This window comes from Streptomyces sp. NPDC002825 (assembly GCF_040295385.1).
In the GTDB taxonomy this organism is placed as follows: Bacteria; Actinomycetota; Actinomycetes; order Streptomycetales; family Streptomycetaceae; genus Streptomyces.
Genome location: NZ_JBEOVH010000021.1, coordinates 120,903 through 142,950, shown reverse-complemented (window position 1 = coordinate 142,950; position 22,048 = coordinate 120,903). Strand labels below are relative to the sequence as shown.

Sequence of the window (22,048 nt, the reverse complement as noted above, 5' to 3'; positions counted from 1 at the left end):
CGGGTTGCCGCCGGAGGTGGAGAGGAGGCCCTCACCTTCTTCGGCGCCGCCGCCAAGTGCTTCGCCTCCGACGTCGCCATGGAGGTCACCACCGACGCCGTCCAGCTCCTCGGCGGCTACGGCTACACCCGCGACTACCCCGTCGAGCGCATGATGCGCGACGCCAAGATCACCCAGATCTACGAGGGCACCAACCAGGTCCAGCGCATCGTCATGGCCCGCAACCTCCCGTAACCACCAGCCTCTCGAAAGGAGACAGGCCGTGACCCTGAAGATCGCTGTCTGTGTGAAGTACGTCCCCGACGCGACCGGCGACCGCGGTTTCGCCGACGACCTGACGACCGACCGCGAGGCCGTGGACGGTCTGCTGTCGGAGCTCGACGAGTACGCGGTCGAGCAGGCCCTCCGCATCTCGGAGGAGTCCGACGACGCCGAGGTCACCGTCGTCACGGTGGGCCCGGACGACGCCAAGGACGCCCTGCGCAAGGCGCTGTCGATGGGCGCCGACAAGGCCGTCCACGTCAACGACGAGGACATCCACGGCTCCGACGTCATCGCGACCTCCGCGATCCTGGCCAAGGCCCTGGAGAAGACCGGCTTCGACCTGGTCGTCTGCGGCATGGCCTCGACCGACGGCACGATGGGCGTGCTGCCCGCGCTGCTCGCCGAGCGCCTGAGCCTGCCGCAGGTCACCCTGCTCTCGGAGCTCTCCGTCGAGGACGGTCTCGTGAAGGGCCGCCGTGACGGCGACGCCGCCACCGAGCACCTGGAGGCCCCGCTGCCGGCCGTCGTCTCGGTCACCGACCAGTCCGGCGAAGCCCGTTACCCCTCCTTCAAGGGGATCATGGCCGCCAAGAAGAAGCCGGTCCAGGAGCTGGACCTGGACGACCTGGACATCGACGCCGACGAGGTCGGTCTCGCCGGCTCGTGGACCCTGGTGGACTCGGCGGCCGCCCGCCCGGCCCGTACGCAGGGCACGATCGTCACGGACGAGGGCGACGGCGGCAAGCAGCTCGCGGCCTTCCTCGCCACCCAGAAGTTCATCTGACCCACCGTCACACCACCTCAGGAGCAAGGAATCATGGCTGAGATCCTGGTTCTCGTGGACCACGCCGACGGTGCGGTCCGCAAGCCGGCCCTCGAACTGCTGACCCTGGCCCGCCGCATCGGCGAGCCCACGGCGGTCGTCCTCGGCGCCGGCGAGGCCGCCGCCTCGATCGCCGCCACGGCCGGCGAGTACGGCGCGGCCACCGTGTACGTCGCGGACGGCGCCGAGTTCGCCGAGCAGCTCGTCGTCCCGAAGGTCGACGCGCTCACCCAGATCGCGAAGGACAAGGGGGTGGCCGCCGTCCTGGTGACCTCTTCCGGCGAGGGCAAGGAGATCGCGGCCCGCGTCGCGCTCCGCCTCGGCTCCGGCCTGATCACCGACGCCGTGGAGCTGGAGGCCGGCGAGAACGGCCCGGTCGCCACCCAGTCCGTCTTCGCCGCCTCGTACCAGGTGAAGTCGACGGTCTCGCACGGCGTCCCGGTCATCACCGTCAAGCCGAACTCCGCCGCCCCGGAGGCCGCCCCGGCCGCCGGCACGGTCGAGAGCGTCGCCGTCGCCTTCACCGGCAACGCCGCCAAGGTCGTCTCGCGCACCCCGCGCGTCTCGACCGGCCGCCCCGAGCTGACCGAGTCCGCGATCGTCGTCTCCGGCGGCCGCGGTGTCGGTGCGGCCGAGGGCTTCGCGGTCGTCGAGAAGCTGGCCGACTCGCTCGGCGCGGCCGTCGGCGCCTCCCGCGCGGCCGTCGACGCCGGCTGGTACCCGCACTCCAACCAGGTCGGCCAGACCGGCAAGCAGGTCTCGCCGCAGCTGTACGTGGCGGCGGGCATCTCCGGCGCGATCCAGCACCGGGCCGGCATGCAGACCTCGAAGACGATCGTCGCGGTCAACAAGGACCCCGAGGCCCCGATCTTCGACCTGGTCGACTACGGCGTCGTCGGCGACCTCTTCGCGGTGCTGCCGCAGCTGACGGACGAGATCGGCGCGCGCTGACTCCGAGCCACGACGAAGGGGCGGGTGGCACTCTGTGCCACCCGCCCCTTCGTCGTGTTCGCGCTCAGTACCAGCCGTCGAGCGGGACCTCCTCGCAGAGCCGGACGACCGGCCTGCGCCCGGCGACGGAGGTGCCGGAGACCTTGACCCGGACGCCCGGGCGCACCGCGTGCGGCGGTCCGTCGACCCGGCAGCGGACCACGAAGCCCTCCGTCATGTGGACCGGCCAGAGGTCGGCATCGGCGGCGGCGACCCCGCGGCGTACGGAGATCACGCCCTCGCCGTCGCTGAGTTCGGGCGCCAGGTCGGTCGACCCGCAGGTCGGACAGAGCAGGCGCTGGAAGGTGGTGGTGTGGCACCAGCGGCAGCGCTGGAAGTACAGCTCGGAGTCGGGGGCCGATTCCTCGGCCTGGACGGCGGTCCCGCTCCTCAGTCCCGTGTGGAACACGATGCCTTCTCCTTGCACTCGGCGGCTCGACCGTGCATGGAGCAAAGATATGGCACTGAGTGCCATCAAATAAAGACCTGAGTTCCCTGAATTAGAGATACTGAGGACCCTGTGGCCCTTCCGTGATCCCCTCAGCCCTCACCGAGGCTCGACTCCACCTCGCGCACCACGCGCCACATGGGGGTGGACCGCTTGGTGATCACCACGACGACGTCCTCGGCCTCCTCGGCCGGTGCCTCCGCGGCCTGCCCGCCGCTCCAGGTGCCGCGCACGAACTCCAGGGCGCCGTCGACCTCGGCCAGCGGGTCGCCCTCGCCGCCCGAGCGCAGCCAGTGCCGGAGGGCGTGGTTGTGGGCGGCGACCACCGCCGCCGCGACGACGTTGGCGCGCAGGGTGCCGTCCCTGCGGTCGGCCCAGCGGGTGCGCAGGTAGTCGCCGAGGGTCTTCTCGTACCGCCAGACCACCGACAGCTCGTAGGTGCGCAGCCCGGTCACCTCTCGGGTGAGCCGGTACCGCTGCACGGAGAAGGTGGGGTTCTCGGCGTACATCCGCATGACGAGCCGGGCGGCGTCGCAGACGCGGACGACCGGGTCGTCGGTGTCGGCGCTCGCGGCGAGGAAGCGGGTCATGTCGGCGAGGCACTGCTCGTGGTCGGGGAAGACCACGTCCTCCTTCGACGGGAAGTACCGGAAGAAGGACCGCCGGCCGACGCCCGCGAGCGTGACGATGTCGTCGACGGTGGTCTGCTCGTAGCCCCGCTCCAGGAAGAGCTGGAAGGCCGCGGCGATGAGGGAGTCCCGCATCGCGGGCTTCGTGGAGTTCGTCGACGCTGTTCCCATGGCCCGAACCTAACACCCGGACGCGGTCCGCGTGGAACTCGGTGCCGGAGAATTCCGGCACCGAGTGCTGTCACGGGGGTACGGAGGCTCAGCGGGCGCTCATCCGGAGGGCGCCGTCCATGCGGATCGTCTCGCCGTTGAGGTAGTCGTGCTCGGCGATCATCGTCACGAGCCGGGCGTACTCCTCCGGGCGCGCGAGGCGCTGCGGGAAGGTGACGCTCGCGGCGAGACCGGCCCGGACGTCCTCGCCGAACCCGGCCATCATCGGGGTGTCGACGATGCCGGGGGCGATGGTGACGACCCGGATCCCGAACTGCGCGAGGTCGCGCGCGGCGGTGACGGTCATCCCGGCGACGCCCGCCTTGGAGGCGGCGTACGCGATCTGCCCGACCTGGCCCTCGAAGGCCGCGATGGAGGCGGTGTTGACGACGAGGCCGCGCTGCCCGTGCTCGTCGGGCTCGTGGCGGGCGATGGCCTCGGCCGCGAGCCGCATCACGTTGAAGGTGCCGAGCAGGTTGACGTTGAGCACCGCACGGAACAGGTCGAGGTCGTGCGGTCCCTTGCGGCCCAGGATGCGGGCGGAGGGGGCGATGCCGGCGCAGTTGACGGCGAGCCGCAGCTCGGCGCCGTCGGCGTCGATCGCGGCGAGCGCCTCGCGGACCTGGTCCTCGTCGGTGACGTCCGCGGCGAGCAGCCGGACGCCCTCGGGCAGCGGCCCTGCGGCGGCCACGGCCTTGTCCAGGTCCAGGCCGTAGACGGTGGCGCCGCGGGCGGCGAGGGCGGCGGCCGTGGCGGCGCCGAGGCCGGAGGCGGCGCCGGTGACGAGAGCGGCGGAGCCGGCGATGTCCATGGAACTCCTCGTTCGTGTCGTGCGGGTGCGACCCTGCCGCCGGGTTGGCCGCCGGATCGGGCGCGTGCCCGCGGAGGACCGCGCGGTCCGCGCGATCTGCGCCGCCCACCATAGAACCGTGTGCGGCGCCCCCGGAAGCGCAGGCCGGGCACAGTCGGGGAGGAAGTAGTCGACCGGTCGTAGACTCCCGCCATGGGGCGAACGAGTGACGCGCGCGAGCGCATCCTGACCGCCGCGCGGACGCTGATGCTGTCGCGCGGCTACTCCGCCCTGGGCGTGGCCGAGATCTGTGCGGCGGCCGGGGTGCCGAAGGGCAGCTTCTACTACTTCTTCGCGTCGAAGGAGGAGCTGGCCCTCGCCGTCGTCGAGGAGCACTGGGCGGGCCAGCGGGCCGCGTGGACGCGCGCGCTCGACGGGGACGAGCCTCCGCTCCGGCGGCTGCGGCGCCTGTACGAGTCGACGGAGGCCGAGCTGAGGGCCGGCCGGGAGAGCTGCGGCACGGTCACGGGCTGCCTCCTCGGGAACCTGGCCCTGGAGCTGAGCACCCGGACGGAGCGCGTCCGCGAGCGGCTGCGGGAGATCTTCGACGAGCAGGTGGCCCTGGTCGCGGGGATCGTCGCCGAGGCCCGCGCGCGCGGCGAGGCCGGGGTGGCCGACACGGACGCGGCCGCACGGGCCCTGGTCGCCCAGCTGGAGGGCCAGGTCCTCTTCGCCAAGCTGTACGACGACCCCGGCCGCCTCGACGCGCTGTGGGCCGGCTCCCTGGCTCTGCTCGGCGCGGAACCGGCCCCGGACGACGAGGCCTGAGCCTCCGTCAGAAGGCGGGGCGGGGCGCCGGCCGCGGCAGCGGTGACGCCCGGTCCCGCTCTCCCCCCTGAAGTCACGCGCCGCGAGCGCGGGGTCAACCGATCGGCTGACCCCGGGGTCCACCGTTGCGGGCGCCGGGTCCAGCCGGGACGACGACGGGCGGCGGCGGGGTACGGCACCAGGATGGGGAGCAGAGCGGGCCGCGGCATCCCGACGGCCCCCGCGGTTCCCCGAGTTCACTGGAGCAGATCCCATGAAGCACGTGAAGAAGGCCTCCCCGCGCACCCGTGTCGTGACCGGTGGCGCGATCGTCGCCGCCCTCGCCCTGGGCGGCTTCGGGGCCTACTCCGCGAGCGCCACCGGCGAGGACGCGCCGGCCGCGCCGGCCGTGGCGACCGCCAAGGCGGACGCCAAGAACAAGAACACGACCCGTTCCACGCACCTGACGATCGAGGCCGCCACGAAGGCCGCCCAGGCGACCCTGGACGCCGCGGGGAAGGAGAACCAGCGGGTCTCCGTCGCGGTCGTCGACCGCGACGGCAACACCCTCGTCACCCTGCGCGGCGACGGCGCGGGCCCGCAGTCCTACGAGTCGGCCGTCAAGAAGGCGTACACCGCCGTCTCCTGGAACGCGCCGACCTCCGAGCTCGCCAAGCGCCTCGCCAACGCCCCGACCCTGAAGGACGTCCCCGGCACCCTCTTCCTCGCCGGCGGCGCCCCCGTCACCGTCAAGGGCTCCCCCATCGCGGGCATCGGCGTCGCCGGCGCCCCGTCCGGGGACCTGGACGAGAAGTTCGCCCGGGCCGGCGTCGCGACGCTCGGCAAGTAGAGATCCACGTCCGGTGCCCGCGTACGAGGAAACCCGCCATGAACGCGCTCGATCACACCCTTCTGGCGGCCGCCGCGCACGGTGACACCGCCGCCGTCCGCGCCGCCCTGGACGCCGGCGCCCGCGTCGACGTCCGCGACCGGCACTTCCGCACCCCGCTGCTGCGGGCGGCGCTGCGCGACCACGTCCCCGCCGCCCGGGTGCTCCTCGCCGCGGGCGCCGACCCGAACGCCCAGGACGACCGGTCCGACACCCCCTGGCTGGTCACCGGCGTCACGGGCAGCGTCGCCATGATGCGGGCCCTGCTCCCGGCGGGCCCCGATCTGAGGCTGACCAACCGTTACGGCGGTACGGCGCTGATCCCCGCGGCCGAACGCGGCCACGTGCCGTACGTCCGCGCCGTCCTCCACGAGACCGCGATCGACGTCGACCACGTCAACCGGCTGGGCTGGACCGCGCTCCTGGAGGCCGTGATCCTCGGCGAGGGCGGCGTCGCCCACCGGAAGGTGGTCGCCCTGCTCCTCGCGGCGGGCGCGGACCCCGGACTCCCCGACCCGTACGGCCGCACGGCCCTCCACCACGCCGAACGCCACGGCCTCACCGAGATCGCCGCCCTGCTCCGAGGAGCAGGTTCACGCGGAGTCCTCCGCGGGGCCGCCTGACTGCCGGCCCCGATGGGCCGCGACGCGCTCGCGGGTGGCGCAGCGGCGGGAGCAGTAGCGGCGCTCCGGCCCGCTGCCCTGCGCGACGAAGACGTTCCGGCAGCTGCCCGAGGCCCAGGTTCTGCCGGGCGGACGCTGCCGGTCCCAGACGAGGACGGCGAGCGCCGGGCCCGAGCCGGAGGGGTCCGGCTTCCCCGTACTCCAAGATCACCGGTTTCGCCCTGGGGGCCGCGCTCGCCGGCCCGCTGGCGGTCTGGTCGCTCCCGGCGGCCCTGGCGGCGGCGACGGCGACGGCCCTGCTCGCGGCCGCGACACGAGTCCGCCCCCGGCGCCGAGCTGCGGCCGGGGGCGGAGACGCGTCCGTGCGCGTCACGCGGGCTGGGCGAGCCCTCGGCTGATGACGAGTCGCTGGATCTGGTTCGTGCCCTCGAAGATCTGCATGATCTTCGCCTCGCGCATGTAGCGCTCGACCGGGAAGTCCCGGGTGTAGCCGTACCCGCCGAAGACCTGGACGGCGTCCGTGGTCACCTTCATCGCCGTGTCCGTGGCGATGAGCTTGGCCGCGCTGGCCTGGCGGCTGAACGGGCGGCCGAGGTCGCGGCGGCGGGCCGCGTCCAGGTAGGTGGCGCGGGCCGCGTCGACGGCGGCGGCCATGTCGGCGAGGAGGAAGCCGAGGCCCTGGTGGTCGACGATCCTGCGGCCGAAGGTGGTGCGCTCGTTGGCGTACGCCACGGCGGCGTCGAGCGCGGCCTGGGCGAGCCCGGTGGCGCAGGCGGCGATGCCGAGGCGGCCGCTGTCGAGCGCGCTGAAGGCGATCTGGAGGCCCTGGCCCTCGTCCCCGATGCGGCGCTCCTCCTCGATGAGGGCGCCGTCCCAGTACGCGGCCGTCGTCGGCACGGCCTGGAGGCCCATCTTGCGCTCGGGTGCGCCGAAGCTCAGGCCCTCGGTGGCGCCGGGGGCGAGGAAGCAGGAGATGCCGTGGCTGCCGGGGGCCGTACGGGCGAAGAGGGCGTAGAAGCCGGCCCTGCCGCCGTGCGTGATCCAGGCCTTGGTGCCGCTGATGCGGTAGCCGCTGCCGTCGTCCTGGCGCTCGGCCTTGCAGCTCAGGGCGGCGGCGTCGGAGCCGGCCTGCGGCTCGGAGAGGCTGTAGCCGCCGATGGTCCGGCCCTCCAGCATCCCGGGCAGCCAGCGCTCCTTCTGCTCCGCCGTGCCGAAGGTGTGGAGGGGGTGGCAGGCGAGCGTGTGGACGCTGGTGGCGACGGCGACCGCGGCCCAGCGCGCGGCGAGCTCCTCCAGGACCTGGAGGTAGACCTCGTACGGCTGGCCTCCGCCGCCGAACTCCTCGGGGTACGGGAGGCCGAGGAGCCCGGCCTCGCCCAGGGTCGCGAAGAGCCCTTCGGGATAGGTCTCGGCGGCCTCGTGCTCGTCCACCCGCGGAGAGAGCTCCTTGTCGGCGATCTCCCGGGTGAGGGCGATGAGGTCCGCTGCCTCGGGGGTGGGAAGCAGGCGGTCGACATCCATGGCGACTCCAGCGGCGCGCAAAGTGGTACTGGGGAAGGTACTGCAGTACCGCTGAGAGTAGCGCAGAAGGGTGGCGCCGTAACCCCCCGAGCAGCCGGCCTGGAATACTGGCGGGGTGATCGAGACCTCCGCCGCCGACGCCCCCAAGCTGACGGGCCGCGGAGCGGCGCGCCGCTCCGCCCTCTTCGAGGAGCTCGTCGCCCTCCTCGTCGGCGAGGGCTTCGCCCGGCTGACGCTCGACGACCTCGCCGCGCGGCTCCGCTGCTCGAAGCGGACCCTGTACGGCCTCGCGGGCAGCAAGGAGCAGCTCGTCCGTGCTGCGGTCGTGCACTTCTTCCGGCGCGCGACCGCCCGGGTCGAGGCGGTACTGGCCGCCGCGACGGACCCGGCCGAGCGCCTCGCCGCCTATCTGCGCGCGGTTTCGGCCGAGCTGGCGCCCGTCTCACCGGCGTTCTTCGACGACGTGGCGGCCTTCGAACCCGCGGCGGAGGTGTACGAGCGGAACACCCGCGCGGCGGCCGGCCGGGTGCAGCAGCTCATCGAGGAGGGCGTGCGGGCCGGGGTGTTCCGCGAGGTGCACGTGACCTTCGCGGCCGACGTCATCTCCTCGGTCATGGTCCGCATCCAGCGCCGCCAGGTGGCCGCGGCGACCGGTCTCGCCGACGCCGAGGCGTACGAACAGCTGGCCGAACTCCTGCTCAGCGGCCTCCGCAGGGCCTGAACCACCCCACCGCTGCGCCTGGCCGGATTCCGTCCCGCGTTCGATCACTCTGCGCAGATGATCCACTACTGTGTGCCGCGCCACTGACCACCCCCCACCCCAGGGAGCCTCCGCGTGGAGCGCAGCCGTACCGTCCTCAGGATCCGTGCCGTCCTCGCCGCCATGGGCGTCACCGCCGCCCTCGCCGCGGCCCCCGCGGCGCAGGCCGCCCCCGCCGAGCGGCCCGTCGCCGCGCCCCCGGCCCCCTGCACCGGGGAGTTCGAGGGCGACAAGCGGCTCGGACCGAAGTTCCTGCCGAAGCGGTGGCAGGAGCCGGTCGGCCCGCTCCTCAACCGCTACCACCGGACCGGACAGCTCTCCTCCGCCGACTTCCTCAAGAAGTACTGGGAGGGCCCGGCCGACACCGGCAGCTGGAAGTACCCGCCGAACGACGGCTTCGCCGAGGTCAACGGCACCGTCGACAAGGCGCCGGAGCTCCTGGAGGAGGGCGAGCGCCTGGACCGCTTCGGCTCGGAGTACGGCTCCTACCTGGCCCCGGCCGGCGACGCCTACGCCAAGCGGGCGCTGCCCCCGCAGAACCTCAACACCCGTGACGCGGCCTTCCCCTGCGACTACCACCTGTACGAGGTGACGAAGACCTTCGTCGTCTGGGAGGGCTCCATCGCGCCCTGGTTCGAGCAGCCGGGCGGCGGCCGCCAGATCAAGCTGGACCCCGCCTTCCTGAACCCGGGCGACGGTCAGCGCCTCAACGTGAAGTGGCTGCTCGACAACGGCTACCTGGTGCGCGTCCCCGCGTGACCGACCGCCACGCGCTGGAACGGGCACTCCGGGAGGCCGGGGTGCCCGACGCGTACTACTGGATCGAGGGCGTCCACGAACCGGCGCCCACCCCGCCCGACTTCGCCTATCTGCGCACGAGGCCGGACGGGCCCGGCTGGGAGACCGGGGTGTACGAGCGGGGCGCGTACGAACCGGTCGCCACGCACGACACGGAGGCGTCGGCCTGCGCCCACCTCCGGGCCCTGCTGGGTGTCTAGACCGTCGCCCTGGTCGTCACCATCAGGCCCGCGACGAGGCCCGCGAGCAGCAGGAAGACGACCGCCCACCAGGGGGGTCCGCCGTAGCCGAGGCCCAGTGCGGCACCGAAGCCCGTGCCCAGCGTCTGGGCCGTGACGACCGCGGCGGCGGCCGCACCGGTGTGCCGCCCGAGGCCGGCGGCGACCACCGTGGCGAAGAGCGGCATGAAGGCCAGGCCGATCCCGAGACCCGCGAGGATGGTGGCCGGGAGCAGGACCGGATATCCGGCGCCGCCCTCGATCGCGACGATGGTCAGGGCCACGCCGAGCGGGGTGAGCACCAGGCCCGCGACCGCGAGGACGCGGGGCGCCACGCCCCGCCGCAGCAGCCGCGGGGCGACCTGGACGGCGGCCACGGCGAGCGCGGCGACCATGGGCAGCAGGGCGAGACCGGCCTGGGATGCGGAGTATCCGAGGTCCCAGGTCAGGATCGACGCCAGGGGCGGCAGCAGGGCGAGGATGCCGGCGCCGGCGAGGAGCACGGCGACGAGGCCACCGAGCCGGTTGCGGTCCTTGAGGACGTACGGGGGCAGCAGCGGGTGTGAGGCGACGCTCTGCCACCCCAGGAAGGCCGCGAGCAGGACCGCGCCTCCCGAGAGCAGGCCCGTGGCCAGGGGGGTTCCCCAGCCGTGCGTCGCCTTGATGGAGCCGTACAGGAGCACGGCGATCGCGAACGCGCCGAGCAGGACTCCGAGCAGGTCGAAGCGGGTACCGGTGCGGTCCGGGCGGTGCTGCGGCAGGACACGTACCCCGGCCAGGGCGATCAGGCCGAGGACGGCGGCGATGCCCAGGACCGGACCCCAGTCCAGCCCCGCGAGCTGGAGCGCGACGATCGGCGCGCCGATGCCGGCCGTGGCGTAGACCCCGAAGGCCCTGGCTCGTGCCCCCGGTTCGGGGAAGGCGGTGGCCACCAGGGTCAGCGCCGCCGCCGTCACCAGGGCGCCGAACCCGCCCTGGAGGACGCGGGCCGTGATCAGCGCCGCGGGGGTGGGGGCGATCGCGGCGGCCGAGCCGCCGAGCACACAGGCGGCCACGAGTCCCGTCAGGCCGACGACCAGGGTCCGTCTGGCGCCGAGCCGGTCGGCGAGGTGCCCGCCGAGCAGCAGGAGGGCCGCGAAGGGGACGGCGAAGGAGTACAGCTCCGGGCTCTCCCGGTCGATTCCGAAGGGGTCCTGCGTCACCGCCCCGAGCAGCACCGCGAGTTGGGCGAGCACGATCACCGCCAGGCCCCACCCGCGGCCGGTCGACGGGGCGGGGACCTCGTGGGCCGGAGCCGTGGGGGTGTAGGCGGGTGCCGGTGCCGAGTCGCGGGGCGCCGTCTCCGTCACGGGCTGCGCGACGGGCCGCACCACGGGCCGCTCAGCCGGCGTCTCCGCCCGCGCCGCCGGCACGTAGTCCAGCAACTGCGCCGCGTGCCGTCCCAGTTGGACCAGCACCTCGCCCGGCAGCCACACCCCGCCGTCGTCCCCGTCGGTCAGCGCGGCGATCCGCTCGGGCGTGGGCCGCCGGGCGGGGTCCTTCTCCAGGCAGGCGCGGACGAGGCCGAGCAGCGACTCCGGTACGCCCGTGAGGTCGGGCTCCTCCTCGGCGACGCGGAAGAGGTGGGCGTTCAGACCGGTGTCGGTGGCCCCGAAGAGGAGGCGGCCGGTGGCGGCGTACACGAGGACGGCGCCGAGGCAGAACACATCGCTGGCGGGGGTGAGTTCGAGGCCGCGGACCTGCTCGGGGGACATGAAGCCGGGCGAGCCGATCAGCATGCCGGTGCGGGTGTGCAGACTGTCCCCGGCCAGGCTGTCCATGGCGCGGGCGATGCCGAAGTCGATGACGCGGGGCCCGTCGACCGTCACCAGGACGTTGGACGGTTTGAGGTCGCGGTGGATCAGGCCCGCCTCGTGGACGACGCGCAGCGCGAGGGCGAGGCGGTTGGCGAGGACGCGGACGGAGTGCTCGGGCAGCGGGCCGAAGTCCCGGGCGACGACGGTGGTCAGGTCGGGACCGGCGATGTACTGGGTGGCGACCCAGGGCACCGCGACCCCGGTGTCGGTGTCCGCGTCGAGGACGTCCGCGGTCCAGCTGCCGCCCACTCTCCGGGCGGCGGCCACCTCGCGGGCGAAGCGTCTGCGGAACTCCGGCTGGGCGGCGTACTCGGACTGGACGACCTTGACGGCGACCGTACGGCCGACGTCGTTGCGGCCGAGATAGACGAGGCCCATCCCGCCCGCCCCGAGCCGGGCGATGAGACGGTACGGGCCTACGTGCGTCGGGTCTTCGGCGGTGAGCGGATCCACGCCGAGAATCTATCCGCCGGCGCCCGCGGGGTCCGGGGAACGGAGCTATGCGACCGAACCTATGCGTCCGTCCGGTTCGCGCGGTCCGTCGTGGTGGATCGGGGTGTGGGCGCCGGTGAGGGAGAGGCCGCTGCCGCCCCGGCGGTTGGCGACGATCTCGGCGCCGATCGAGAGGGCGGTCTCCTCGGGGGTGCGCGCGCCGAGGTCGAGGCCGATCGGGGAGCGCAGCCGGGCGAGTTCGAGTTCGGTGACGCCGACCTCGCGGAGGCGCTCGTTGCGGTCCTCGTGGGTGCGGCGGGAGCCCATCGCGCCGACGTAGGCGACGGGAAGCTTCAGGGCGGCCTGGAGGAGCGGCACGTCGAACTTGGCGTCGTGCGTGAGGACGCAGAGCACGGTCCGGCCGTCGACCTCGGTCGACTCCAGGTAGCGGTGGGGCCAGTCGACGACGATCTCGTCGGCCTCGGGGAAGCGGGCCGGCGTCGCGAAGATCGGGCGGGCGTCGCAGACGGTGACGTGGTAGCCGAGGAACTTGCCGACCCGGACGAGGGCGGAGGCGAAGTCGATGGCGCCGAAGACGATCATGCGGGGGGCGGGGACGGAGGACTCGACCAGGAGGGTCAGCGGCTGTCCGCAGCGGCTGCCGTCCTCGCCGATCTCCACGGTGCCGGTGCGGCCCGCGTCGAGCATCGCGCGGGCCTCGGCGGCCGCGGTGCGGTCCAGCTCGGGGTGGCCGCCGAGCTTCCCCTCGTACGAGCCGTCGGGGCGGACGAGGAGGGCCTGGCCCATCAGGTCCTCGGGTCCGGAGACGATCCGGGCGAGGGCCGCCGCCTCCCCCGAGACGGCGGCGGCCAGCGCGGCGGGGTGGACCCCGCCGCGGACCGGGGTGACGAGGATGTCGATGATGCCGCCGCAGGTCAGACCGACCGCGAAGGCGTCCTCGTCGCTGTAGCCGAAGCGCTCGACGACGGTCTTCCCGTCTTCGAGGGCCTGGACGCACAGGTCGTAGACGGCACCCTCCACACACCCGCCGGAGACCGACCCGATCGCCGTGCCGTCGCTGTCGACGGCGAGTGCGGCTCCCGGCTGCCGGGGCGCGCTGCCGCCGACCGCCACCACGGTGGCCACGGCGAACGCGCGTCCCTGCTCGACCCACCGGTGCAGCTCTTCGGCGATGTCCAGCATGTCGGTCTCCTTGGGTGTGTACGGAGGGTGGTCGCCGGCGTCAGCTGACGCCGAGCCAGCCCTCGATCGGATGAAGGGCGAAGAACACGATGAAGATCGCGGTCAGGGCCCACATGAAGGCGCCGACCTCGCGCGCCTTGCCCTGCGCCACCTTGATGACGGTGTAGGCGATGACGCCGGCCGCGACGCCCGGGGTGATGCTGTACGTGAACGGCATCAGGACCACGGTCAGGAAGACCGGGATCGCGACGGAGCTGTCGCCCCAGTTCACGTGCTTGGCGTTCATCATCATCATCGCGCCGATGACGACCAGGGCGGCGGAGCCGACCTCACGGGGCACGATCTGGGTGATCGGGGTGAAGAAGAGGCAGGCCGCGAAGAACAGGCCGGTGATCACCGAGGAGAAGCCTGTGCGGGCACCCTCTCCGACGCCGGTGGCGGACTCGACGAAGACGGTCTGGCCGGAGGCGCCGGAGACGCCGCCGATCGCGCCGCCCGCGCCGTCGATGAACAGCGCCTTGGAGAGGCCGGGCATGCGGCCCTTGTCGTCGGCGAGGTTGGCCTCGGTGCCGACGCCGATGATGGTGGCCATGGCGTCGAAGAAGCCGGCGAGGACCAGGGTGAAGACGATGACGCCGACGGTGATGAAGCCGACGTCGCCCCAGCCGCCGAAGGAGACGTCGCCGAAGAGCGAGAAGTCCGGCTTGGAGACCGCGCTGCCCTTGAGCTCGGGGGCGCCGTTGGCCCAGGCGCCCGGGCCCTTGGCCGGGATGTCGGCGACCGCGTTGACGATCAGCGAGATGACGGTGCCGGCGACGATGCCGATGAGGATCGCGCCCGGGACCTTGCGGGCCTGGAGGGCGAAGATCGCGAGGAGGGTGACCGCGAAGATCAGTACGGGCCAGCCGACGAGCTCGCCGCCGGCGCCGAGGGTGATGGGCGGGCCGAACTGCGGGCCGGCGCCGACGAAGCCGGCCTTGTTGAAGCCGATCAGCGCGATGAAGAGGCCGATGCCGATGGTGATGCCGTGCTTGAGCGGCAGCGGAATCGCGTTCATGATCATCTCACGGAGACCGGTGACCACCAGGAGGCAGATCACCACACCGTAGACGACGCACATGCCCATGGCCTGCGGCCAGGTCATCTGCGGCACGACCTGGGTCGCGAGCACACCGGAGACGCTGAGACCCGCCGCGAGGACGAGCGGGACCTTGCCGACGAAGCCCATCAGCAGGGTGGTCACCGCCGCCGCGAAGGCGGTCGCCGTGATGACGGCGGAGGTGGCGAGGACGTGCTTGTCGACGTCCGGGCCGCCCAGGAGGATCGGGTTGAGCAGGAGAATGTACGCCATCGCCATGAAGGTGGTGACGCCGCCGCGGATCTCCGTCGCGACGGTGGATCCTCTCTCCGAGATGTGAAAGTACCGGTCGAGCCAAGAGCGCCCGGCGGGGGTGCGCGAGCCGGAGCCCGCGTCCTCAGCGGTGGTCTTGGGCTCCACAGACGACTGGGTCATGGGGCCTACTCCCAAGGTTCAAAGGGGCACCCGCATCAGACTTCGAAGCTCTGACGTGAAGCTGCGGGATTTGGGATATTTCGTTGGCTGCACGACCCGGGGGACGGCCCGAGACGAACGGGGTACTGCCGTGAAGCGGGTACTGCGGGTGATGCGGGTACTCCGGGGAGGGAGTGCTCCGGGCGGTGCGGGCGGCGGAAGTGTGACGTTCCTGGGAGGCACACACCGCCCGGAGAGTCCTACAGGGTGCCGGTGAGCGCCTCGGGGCGGACCGGCGTCTTGTTCAGCTCCAGGCCCGTGGCCGCCCGGATCGCCGCGAGGACGGCCGGGGTGGACGACAGGGTCGGGGCCTCGCCGATGCCCCGGACGCCGTACGGCGCGTTGGGGTCGGCCAGCTCGAGGTAGTCGACCGGGATGGTCGGCGTGTCGAGGATGGTCGGGATCAGGTAGTCCGTGAAGGAGGGGTTGCGCACCTTCGCGGTCTTCGGGTCGACGATGATCTCCTCCATCACCGCGACGCCCAGGCCCTGGGTGGTGCCACCCTGGATCTGGCCGACCACGGAGAGCGGGTTGACCGCCTTGCCGACGTCCTGCGCGCAGGCCAGCTCGATGACCTTGACGAGACCGAGCTCGGTGTCCACCTCGACGACCGCGCGGTGCGCGGCGAAGGCGTACTGGACGTGGCCGTCGCCCTGACCGGTGACGAGGTCGAAGGCCTGGGTCGGACGGTGCCGCCACTCCTCCTCGACCTCCACGACCTGGTCCTCGAGGACGTCCGCGATGGTGGCGAGGGCCTCGCCGCCGTCGGTGACGACCTTGCCGCCCTCCAGGAGGAGTTCGGCGTTGGCCCAGGCCGGGTGGTACGAGCCGAACTTGCGCCGGCCGATCTCCAGGACCTTCTCGCGGACGATCTCGCAGGAGTTCTTGATGGCGCCGCCGGTCATGTACGTCTGGCGGCCCGCGGAGGTCGAACCTGCCGAGCCCACCTGCGTGTCCGCGGGGTGGATGGTGACCTGCTGGACACCGAGCTCGGTACGGGCGATCTGCGCGTGGATCGTGACGCCGCCCTGGCCGACCTCCGCCGCGGCGGTGTGGACCGTGGCGACGGCCTCGCCGTTGATGACCTCGATGCGGATCTTGGCGGTCGAGTAGTCGTCGAAGCCCTCGGAGAAGCCGACGTTCTTGATGCCGACCGCGTAGCCGACGCCTCGCACGACGCCCTCGCCGTGCGAGGTGTTGGACAGGCCGCCCGGCAGCGCGCGGACGTCCGCGCCCTCGCCGGCGGTCTCCCACTGGCGCTCGGGCGGGAGCGGGCGGGCCTTGACGCGGCGCAGCAGCTCGGCGACCGGGGCCGGGGAGTCCACGACCTGGCCGGTCGGCATGATCGTGCCCTGCTCCATGGCGTTGAGCTGGCGCAGCTCCACCGGGTCCATGCCCAGCTTGGCCGCGAGCTTGTCCATCTGCGCCTCGTAGGCGAAGCAGGCCTGGACCGCGCCGAAGCCGCGCATGGCGCCGCAGGGCGGGTTGTTGGTGTAGAGACCGATCGCCTCGATCTCGACGTCCTCGACGACGTACGGGCCGATCGAGAGGGAGGAGGCGTTGCCGACGACCGAGGCCGTGGACGACGCGTAGGCGCCGCCGTCGAGCACGATCTTGCACTTCACGTGCGTGAGCTTGCCGTCCTTGGTGGCGCCGTGCTCGTAGTAGAGCTTCGCCGGGTGCCGGTGGACGTGCCCGAAGAAGGACTCGTACCGGTTGTAGACCATCTTGACCGGCTTGCCCGTGCGCAGCGCGAGGACGGAGGCGAGGATCTGCATGGAGATGTCCTCGCGGCCGCCGAAGGCGCCGCCGACACCGGCCATGGTCATGCGGACCTTCTCCTCGGGCAGGCCGAGGCAGGGGGCGATCTGCTTGAGGTCCGAGTGCAGCCACTGGGTGGCGACGTACAGGTCGACGCCGCCGTCCTCGGCCGGTACGGCGAGGCCGGACTCGGGGCCGAGGAAGGCCTGGTCCTGCATGCCGAAGGTGTACTCGCCCTTGACGATGACGTCGGCGCGCTTGGCGGCCTCGGCGGCGTTGCCGCGGATGATCGGCTGGCGGTGCACGATGTTCGGGTGCGGGACGTGGCCGGAGTGGTGGTCGTCGCGGTTCTCGTGGACCAGGATCGCGTCCGGGGCGAGGGCGGAGGCCTCGTCCGTGATGAGCGGGAGCTCCCGGTACTCGATCTTGATCTTGGCGGCGGCGCGGCGGGCGGTCTCCGGGTGGTCGGCGGCCACGAGGGCGACCGGCTCACCGTGGTGACGGACCTTGCCGTAGGCGAGGACCGGGGTGTCCTGGAACTCCATGCCGTAGTTCTTCGCGGCCGGCAGGTCCTCGTGGGTCAGGACGGCGTAGACGCCGTCCATCGTCAGGGCCTCGGAGGTGTCGATGGACACGATCTCGGCGTGCGCGACGGTGGAGCGCAGGATCTGGCCCCACAGCATGTCCTCGTGCCACATGTCCGAGGAGTACGCGAACTCGCCGGTGACCTTGAGGGTGCCGTCCGGGCGGAGCGTGGACTCGCCGATGCCGCCCTTGACGTGGTTCTGGGTGACGTCGGTGGGCGTGCCCACCGGAAGTGTGTTCTGAGCCATCGTCAGACCGCCTCTCCCTGACGCTCCTGGCGAGCGGCCGCCAGGCGGACCGCGTCGAGGATCTTCTCGTAACCGGTGCAGCGGCAGAGGTTGCCGGAGAGCGCCTCACGGATGTCCGCGTCCGTCGGGGACGGGTTGCGCTCCAGCATCTCGTCGGCCGCGACGAGCAGACCGGGGGTGCAGAAACCGCACTGGACCGCGCCGGCGTCGATGAACGCCTGCTGGATCGGGGAGAGTTCGATGCCCTCACCGGTCTGCGAGTCCTGGGGCTTCGCCTCCCACTTCTTGGCGGCGTCCACCGAGGTGCCGCCGCAGGCGCCGGTGGCGCAAGCACCTCCTTCCCGACGGGCCCCCTCGCGCTCCTTGGCGTACTCCGCCAGGCCCTCGACGGTGACGACCTCGCGGCCCTCGACCTGACCGGCGGCGACCAGACACGAGCAGACCGGCACGCCGTCGAGGCGGACCGTGCAGGAACCGCACTCGCCCTGCTCGCACGCGTTCTTGGAGCCGGGCAGACCCAGGCGCTCACGCAGAACGTAGAGGAGGGACTCGCCCTCCCAGACGTCGTCGGCTTCCTGCGGACGACCGTTGACCGTGAAATTGACGCGCATGGTTATGCAGCTCCCTCAAGCGTGCGGCCGGCGCCGCGGTACTGCTCCCACGTCCAGCCGAGCTGGCGGCGAGCCATGATGCCGACGGCGTGGCGCCGGTACTTGGCGGTGCCGCGGACGTCGTCGATCGGGTTGGCGGCGGCCGAGCACAGGTCGGCGAACTGCTTGGCGATCGAGGGGGTGATGATCTTGCCGTTGTCCCAGAAGCCGCCCTCTTCCAGAGCCGCGTTCAGGAAGGCCTCGGCCTCCTTGGCGCGGATCGGGGTCGGCGCGGCGGAGCCGATGCCGGTGCGTACGGTCCGGGTCTCCGGGTGCAGGGCCAGGCCGAAGGCGCAGACGGCGATGACCATCGCGTTGCGGGTGCCGACCTTGGAGTACTGCTGGGGGCCGTCCGCCTTCTTGATGTGGACGGTCTTGATGAGCTCGTCGGGCTGCAGCGCGTTGCGCTTCACGCCGGTGTAGAACTCGTCGATCGGGATGAAGCGGTTGCCGCGCACCGACTCGACCTCGACCTCGGCGCCCGCGGCGAGCAGTGCCGGGTGGGCGTCACCGGCCGGCGACGCGGTGCCGAGGTTGCCGCCCACGCCGCCGCGGTTGCGGATCTGCGGGGAGGCGACCGTGTGCGAGGCCAGCGCCAGACCCGGGAGCTCTGCGCGCAGGTTCTCCATGATCTGCGTGTACGGAACGGAGGCGCCGAGGCGGACGTTCTCCTCGCCGACCTCCCACTCGCGCAGCAGCTCGATACGGTTCAGGTCCAGGAGGTACTCGGGGCGCCGGTGGTCGAAGTTGATCTCGACCATGACGTCGGTACCACCGGCGATGGGCACGGCCGTGGGGTGCTCGGCCTTGGCGGCGAGCGCCTCCTCCCAGCTGGCGGGGCGAAGGAAGTCCATGGTGGCTCTCTTCTAGTGATTCTGGTGATCGGGGGTCGAGCTAGTGGGTCCGGGGGGACGGCCGGCCCTCGACATCGTGTTCATGTGCTGTTCACGCGGTGTGTGGCCTAGTACACAAGCCACGATCGCCCGGGTGCAGTCACCGAAAACATGAAGGAGTTGGCTGGTGCCCGTCGTCGTCTTGTAGATTCGAACGAAAGGCGGGGAACAGAAACCTCGCCGTTTTCCCCTGGAAACGGTGGCACCACCCCACCGTCGACAACGCGACACCCACCATCACCGAACGAAGGAACGGCGGCGACACGATGCGGCTGCGCGCACTGCTGGAGAACGACGCGCTCGGGCTGCGCCTGCTCGGCGGCGAGGACGAGCTGGACCGGACCGTCCGAGGCGTCATGACGACGGACCTCAAGGACCCCAGCCGGTACCTGTCCGGCGGCGAGCTGGTGCTGACCGGCCTCGCCTGGCGGACGGAACCGGCCGACGCCGAGCCCTTCGTCCGGATCCTGGCCTCGGCCGGGGTGGCGGCCCTCGCCGCCGGCGAGGCCGAGCTCGGCGACATCCCCGACGATCTCGTGGCGGCGTGTTTGCGCCACCGGCTTCCGCTGTTCGCAGTGAACGAGTCCGTTGCGTTCGCGACGATCACCGAGCATGTTGTTCGACAGGTCTCCGGCGAGCGGGCCGGCGACCTGGCCGCCGTCGTGGACCGCCACCGGCGGCTCATGACCTCGGGACCGGCGGGCGGCGGACCCGAGGTCGTCCTCGATCTCCTCGGCTCCGACCTCGATCTGCGGGCCTGGGTCCTCTCCCCCACCGGCCGCCAGATCGCGGGCGCCGGCGAGCCGCTGGAGGCCGGGCTCGCCGCCACCCTGGCCGGTGAGCACCTGGCCGCCACCCGGACCGGCCGGCGCGGCCCGCACCGGCTGAGCGTCGGCGGAGTCGCGTACTCGCTCTTCCCGATCCGCAACACCGGCCGGGGCGCCGCGCCCGCCTCGCGCGACGTGCGCGAGACGGTCCTGTCGGACTGGCTGCTCGCCGTCGAGGCGGACGCCGGTGACTGGCCCGCCGCCCGGCTGGACCTGCTCCAGGGCGTCACCCAGCTGATCGCCGTCGAGCGGGACCGCCGCGACGCGGCCCGTACGGTACGGCGCCGGCTCGCCCAGGAGGTCCTGGAGCTGGTGCAGACGGGCGCCGCGCCCGCCGAGATCGCCGCCCGTCTGCGGGTCGCCGCCCCGGTGCTGCTGCCCGGGCTCGGCACGGCCCCGCACTGGCAGGTGGTCGTCGCCCGCGTGGAGTGGGAGCAGGAGGCGGGTCAGGCCCCCCTGGACGGCGGTCCGGTCGCGCAGGGGCTCCTGGAGGAGATCCTCGTCGACCCGGCGGCCATCGGCGCCGAGTCGGCCGACCGGATCGCGGTCGCGCACAGCGGCGACGAGGCGATCGCCCTGGTCCCGCTGGCCGCGGGGCCGCTGCCGGAGAGCGAGGACGACGGCCCGGCGCCCGCCCTGGGGCTGCACGCGGACGCGCTGCTCGCCTCCGTACGGGCTCCGCTCTCCTCGGGCCTCGACGGCGACGGCCGCGTCACGCTCGGCGTCAGCGCGGCCGTGGCGTCGGCGGAGGGCCTGCGCGGGGCCCTGGAGGAGGCCCGGCACGCCCGCCGGGTGGCCGCCGCCCGTCCGGGCCGGGTCTGCGCCGCGGGGCACCACGAGCTGGCCTCGCACGTCCTGCTGCTGCCGTTCGTCCCGGACGACGTCCGCCGTGCCTTCACGGCCCGGCTGCTCGACCCGCTGCGCGACTACGACCGGCGGCACCGGGCGGAGCTCATCCCGACCCTGGAGGCGTTCCTGGACTGCGACGGCTCCTGGACCCGCTGTGCGACCCGCCTCCACCTGCACGTGAACACGCTGCGCTACCGGGTGGGCCGGATCGAGCAGCTCACCGGCCGCGATCTCTCCCGTCTGGAGGACAAGCTCGACTTCTTCCTCGCGCTGCGCATGAGCTGAGCCGCGCGGGCCGGTTCGAACGGTTCGAGGCCCCGGCGATTCACTCCTTCGGGCGAGTCCGGAGGAGTGACGCCGGGGCCTTTCGCGACCCCGGCGCGGCGCGTGCAGTGGACCGGGTCCGGGGCTGATCACCGGCTTGATCACGGGCCGAACGGCGCTCCGGCGGTCCGTCGCACCGGGTCCCGGCGGGGCTCTCGACCCCGGCGCGAGTTTGTGAAATTTTTCACCCGACCCCTTGGCCGGGTGCTCCCGTTCGTGCTGAGATGCCGTCCTACTCAACAGCTCAATGGCGCGCTCGGGGAGGGCAATGTGGCGGATACCGCCATGTCTGGTTCCGAATCAAGGGGTGGCGAAGATCCGTCCCTCGCCTATGGCAAGGAGACACCCGTGGAGACCGCCATATGGCGGCTCCGCTCCCGAGGTTGCTGGACGGACGCGGCCGCGCTGCTCGCGCCGCACGCGACCGAACCGGCGGCCGCACTCGAACGGGCCGCGCTGCTCATCGAGCGCTGCCTCTACACCGAGAAGGGCTGGGCCGACGCCGAGGAGGCGCTCCGGGCGGCCGAGGCGGTGGCCGGCACCGACGAGGAACGCGGGGCCGCGGCCTGCGAACGCGGCTATCTCGCCTACGCCTCCACGCTGTTGGGGGTACGCGACCGGGCCGACGAGGCCCGGATGGCGCTGGGCCGGGCGGCGGCCCTGATCGGCCCCTCCGCGGGCGGGCGGCCGCTCCTGGACTTCCGGCGCGGGCTCATCGCCCAGAACCTCGGCGACTCCCCGCAGGCGGCCCGCGCCGCGTACCGCAGGGCGCACGCCGGGGCGACCGCGCAGGGGGACTCGCTGCTGCTCTCCTTCACCTGGCGTCACCTCGCCGGACTCGCCCTGCGCGAGGGGGAGTTGGCGGAGGCTCGGCACGGTTTCGCGGAGTCCCTGCGGATCCGCGAGGAGCTCGGCTACCTGGTCGGCACGGCGCCGGCGCTCACGGCCCTGGCGACCACGGAGACGGAACCGGAGGCCGGCCGGCTGCGCGCCGAGGCGAGACGCCTCTTCCAGCTCCTGGGCGGGGTCCCGACCTGGCTGTCGACCCAGCTGATGCCCCGGGCGGCCACCTGAAGTCCCGTGTGAAGACGGTTTGGT

General features: G+C 72.8%; 21 protein-coding genes and 1 pseudogene. 11 read left to right on the top strand and 11 right to left on the bottom strand.

Annotation, left to right across the window (positions count from 1 at the left end; all coding sequences use genetic code 11):
- From ABT041_RS25230 to ABT041_RS25220, 3 genes are all read left to right on the top strand, one after another.
- Positions 1–234, top strand: a 234-nt coding sequence (locus tag ABT041_RS25230; protein WP_351188053.1) for an acyl-CoA dehydrogenase family protein, incomplete at its 5' end; no start/stop codon positions are given.
- Between the two features lie 28 nt (positions 235–262).
- Positions 263–1,048, top strand: coding sequence for an electron transfer flavoprotein subunit beta/FixA family protein (locus tag ABT041_RS25225; RefSeq protein ID WP_041131884.1), 786 nt, complete (start codon positions 263–265; stop codon positions 1,046–1,048).
- A gap of 33 nt (positions 1,049–1,081) precedes the next feature.
- A complete protein-coding gene (locus ABT041_RS25220; RefSeq protein ID WP_351188051.1) occupies positions 1,082–2,038 on the top strand; it encodes an electron transfer flavoprotein subunit alpha/FixB family protein in 957 nt (318 codons plus the stop codon).
- 64 nt (positions 2,039–2,102) lie between these two features.
- Here ABT041_RS25220 and ABT041_RS25215 read toward each other — a convergent pair whose 3' ends face one another.
- The 3 genes from ABT041_RS25215 to ABT041_RS25205 all read right to left on the bottom strand — a co-directional run bounded on the left by ABT041_RS25215 (position 2,103) and on the right by ABT041_RS25205 (position 4,175).
- Positions 2,103–2,486, bottom strand: a complete 384-nt coding sequence (locus ABT041_RS25215) for a zinc ribbon domain-containing protein (protein WP_351188049.1) — start codon at positions 2,484–2,486, stop codon at positions 2,103–2,105.
- Between the two features lie 131 nt (positions 2,487–2,617).
- Complete coding sequence (locus ABT041_RS25210; protein WP_351188047.1) at positions 2,618–3,325, bottom strand: TetR/AcrR family transcriptional regulator; 708 nt, start codon at positions 3,323–3,325, stop codon at positions 2,618–2,620.
- Positions 3,326–3,413: 88 nt separating this feature from the next.
- Entirely contained in the window at positions 3,414–4,175 is a 762-nt protein-coding gene (locus ABT041_RS25205; protein ID WP_351188045.1) for an SDR family NAD(P)-dependent oxidoreductase, read from the bottom strand.
- A gap of 192 nt (positions 4,176–4,367) precedes the next feature.
- Between ABT041_RS25205 and ABT041_RS25200 the strand changes: the two genes are divergently transcribed.
- The 3 genes from ABT041_RS25200 (at position 4,368) to ABT041_RS25190 (ending at position 6,473) form a co-directional block, all read left to right on the top strand.
- The gene (locus ABT041_RS25200; RefSeq protein ID WP_351188043.1) at positions 4,368–4,982 is read left to right on the top strand and encodes a TetR/AcrR family transcriptional regulator; all 615 of its coding nucleotides are present in this window, start codon (positions 4,368–4,370) and stop codon (positions 4,980–4,982) included.
- Between the two features lie 262 nt (positions 4,983–5,244).
- On the top strand, positions 5,245–5,811 hold the full coding sequence (locus tag ABT041_RS25195; protein WP_351188071.1) for a GlcG/HbpS family heme-binding protein: 567 nt from the start codon (positions 5,245–5,247) through the stop codon (positions 5,809–5,811).
- Positions 5,812–5,849: 38 nt separating this feature from the next.
- On the top strand, positions 5,850–6,473 hold the full coding sequence (locus tag ABT041_RS25190) for an ankyrin repeat domain-containing protein (protein ID WP_351188042.1): 624 nt from the start codon (positions 5,850–5,852) through the stop codon (positions 6,471–6,473).
- Here the strand turns inward: ABT041_RS25190 and ABT041_RS25185 are convergent.
- Positions 6,444–6,638 (bottom strand): annotated as a pseudogene (locus ABT041_RS25185) (CGNR zinc finger domain-containing protein); the annotation flags it as partial. The gene ABT041_RS25190 and the pseudogene ABT041_RS25185 sit on opposite strands and share 30 nt — an antisense overlap.
- A gap of 204 nt (positions 6,639–6,842) precedes the next feature.
- Positions 6,843–7,994, bottom strand: a complete 1,152-nt coding sequence (locus tag ABT041_RS25180; RefSeq protein WP_351188041.1) for an acyl-CoA dehydrogenase family protein — start codon at positions 7,992–7,994, stop codon at positions 6,843–6,845.
- Between the two features lie 115 nt (positions 7,995–8,109).
- Between ABT041_RS25180 and ABT041_RS25175 the strand changes: the two genes are divergently transcribed.
- The 3 genes from ABT041_RS25175 (at position 8,110) to ABT041_RS25165 (ending at position 9,752) form a co-directional block, all read left to right on the top strand.
- Positions 8,110–8,715, top strand: a complete 606-nt coding sequence (locus ABT041_RS25175) for a TetR/AcrR family transcriptional regulator (RefSeq protein ID WP_351188040.1) — start codon at positions 8,110–8,112, stop codon at positions 8,713–8,715.
- 162 nt (positions 8,716–8,877) lie between these two features.
- Positions 8,878–9,513: a TNT domain-containing protein gene (locus ABT041_RS25170; protein ID WP_351188069.1), complete on the top strand. Its 636-nt coding sequence runs from the start codon at positions 8,878–8,880 to the stop codon at positions 9,511–9,513.
- A complete protein-coding gene (locus tag ABT041_RS25165; protein WP_351188039.1) occupies positions 9,510–9,752 on the top strand; it encodes a hypothetical protein in 243 nt (80 codons plus the stop codon). Before ABT041_RS25170 ends, ABT041_RS25165 begins: the two co-directional genes overlap by 4 nt.
- Here ABT041_RS25165 and ABT041_RS25160 read toward each other — a convergent pair.
- The 6 genes from ABT041_RS25160 to ABT041_RS25135 form a co-directional block, all read right to left on the bottom strand.
- Positions 9,749–12,079: a bifunctional serine/threonine protein kinase/MFS transporter gene (locus tag ABT041_RS25160; RefSeq protein WP_351188038.1), complete on the bottom strand. Its 2,331-nt coding sequence runs from the start codon at positions 12,077–12,079 to the stop codon at positions 9,749–9,751. The two genes, ABT041_RS25165 and ABT041_RS25160, sit on opposite strands and share 4 nt — an antisense overlap.
- A gap of 45 nt (positions 12,080–12,124) precedes the next feature.
- A complete protein-coding gene (locus ABT041_RS25155) occupies positions 12,125–13,261 on the bottom strand; it encodes an XdhC family protein (RefSeq protein ID WP_351188036.1) in 1,137 nt (378 codons plus the stop codon).
- Between the two features lie 40 nt (positions 13,262–13,301).
- Positions 13,302–14,774, bottom strand: a complete 1,473-nt coding sequence (locus ABT041_RS25150; RefSeq protein WP_351188034.1) for an NCS2 family permease — start codon at positions 14,772–14,774, stop codon at positions 13,302–13,304.
- 239 nt (positions 14,775–15,013) lie between these two features.
- Positions 15,014–17,407, bottom strand: a complete 2,394-nt coding sequence (locus tag ABT041_RS25145) for a xanthine dehydrogenase family protein molybdopterin-binding subunit (protein ID WP_351188032.1) — start codon at positions 17,405–17,407, stop codon at positions 15,014–15,016.
- A gap of 2 nt (positions 17,408–17,409) precedes the next feature.
- Positions 17,410–18,018 carry a (2Fe-2S)-binding protein gene (locus ABT041_RS25140; RefSeq protein ID WP_351188030.1) on the bottom strand — a complete coding sequence of 203 codons (609 nt, stop codon included), beginning with the start codon at positions 18,016–18,018 and terminating at the stop codon, positions 17,410–17,412.
- Between the two features lie 2 nt (positions 18,019–18,020).
- Entirely contained in the window at positions 18,021–18,911 is an 891-nt protein-coding gene (locus ABT041_RS25135; RefSeq protein WP_041131867.1) for an FAD binding domain-containing protein, read from the bottom strand.
- Between the two features lie 305 nt (positions 18,912–19,216).
- On the opposite strand from ABT041_RS25135, the gene ABT041_RS25130 reads away from it, so the two are divergent.
- Positions 19,217–20,911: a PucR family transcriptional regulator gene (locus tag ABT041_RS25130; RefSeq protein WP_351188028.1), complete on the top strand. Its 1,695-nt coding sequence runs from the start codon at positions 19,217–19,219 to the stop codon at positions 20,909–20,911.
- Between the two features lie 324 nt (positions 20,912–21,235).
- Entirely contained in the window at positions 21,236–22,024 is a 789-nt protein-coding gene (locus ABT041_RS25125) for a hypothetical protein (protein WP_351188026.1), read from the top strand.
- Positions 22,025–22,048 lie beyond the last annotated feature (24 nt).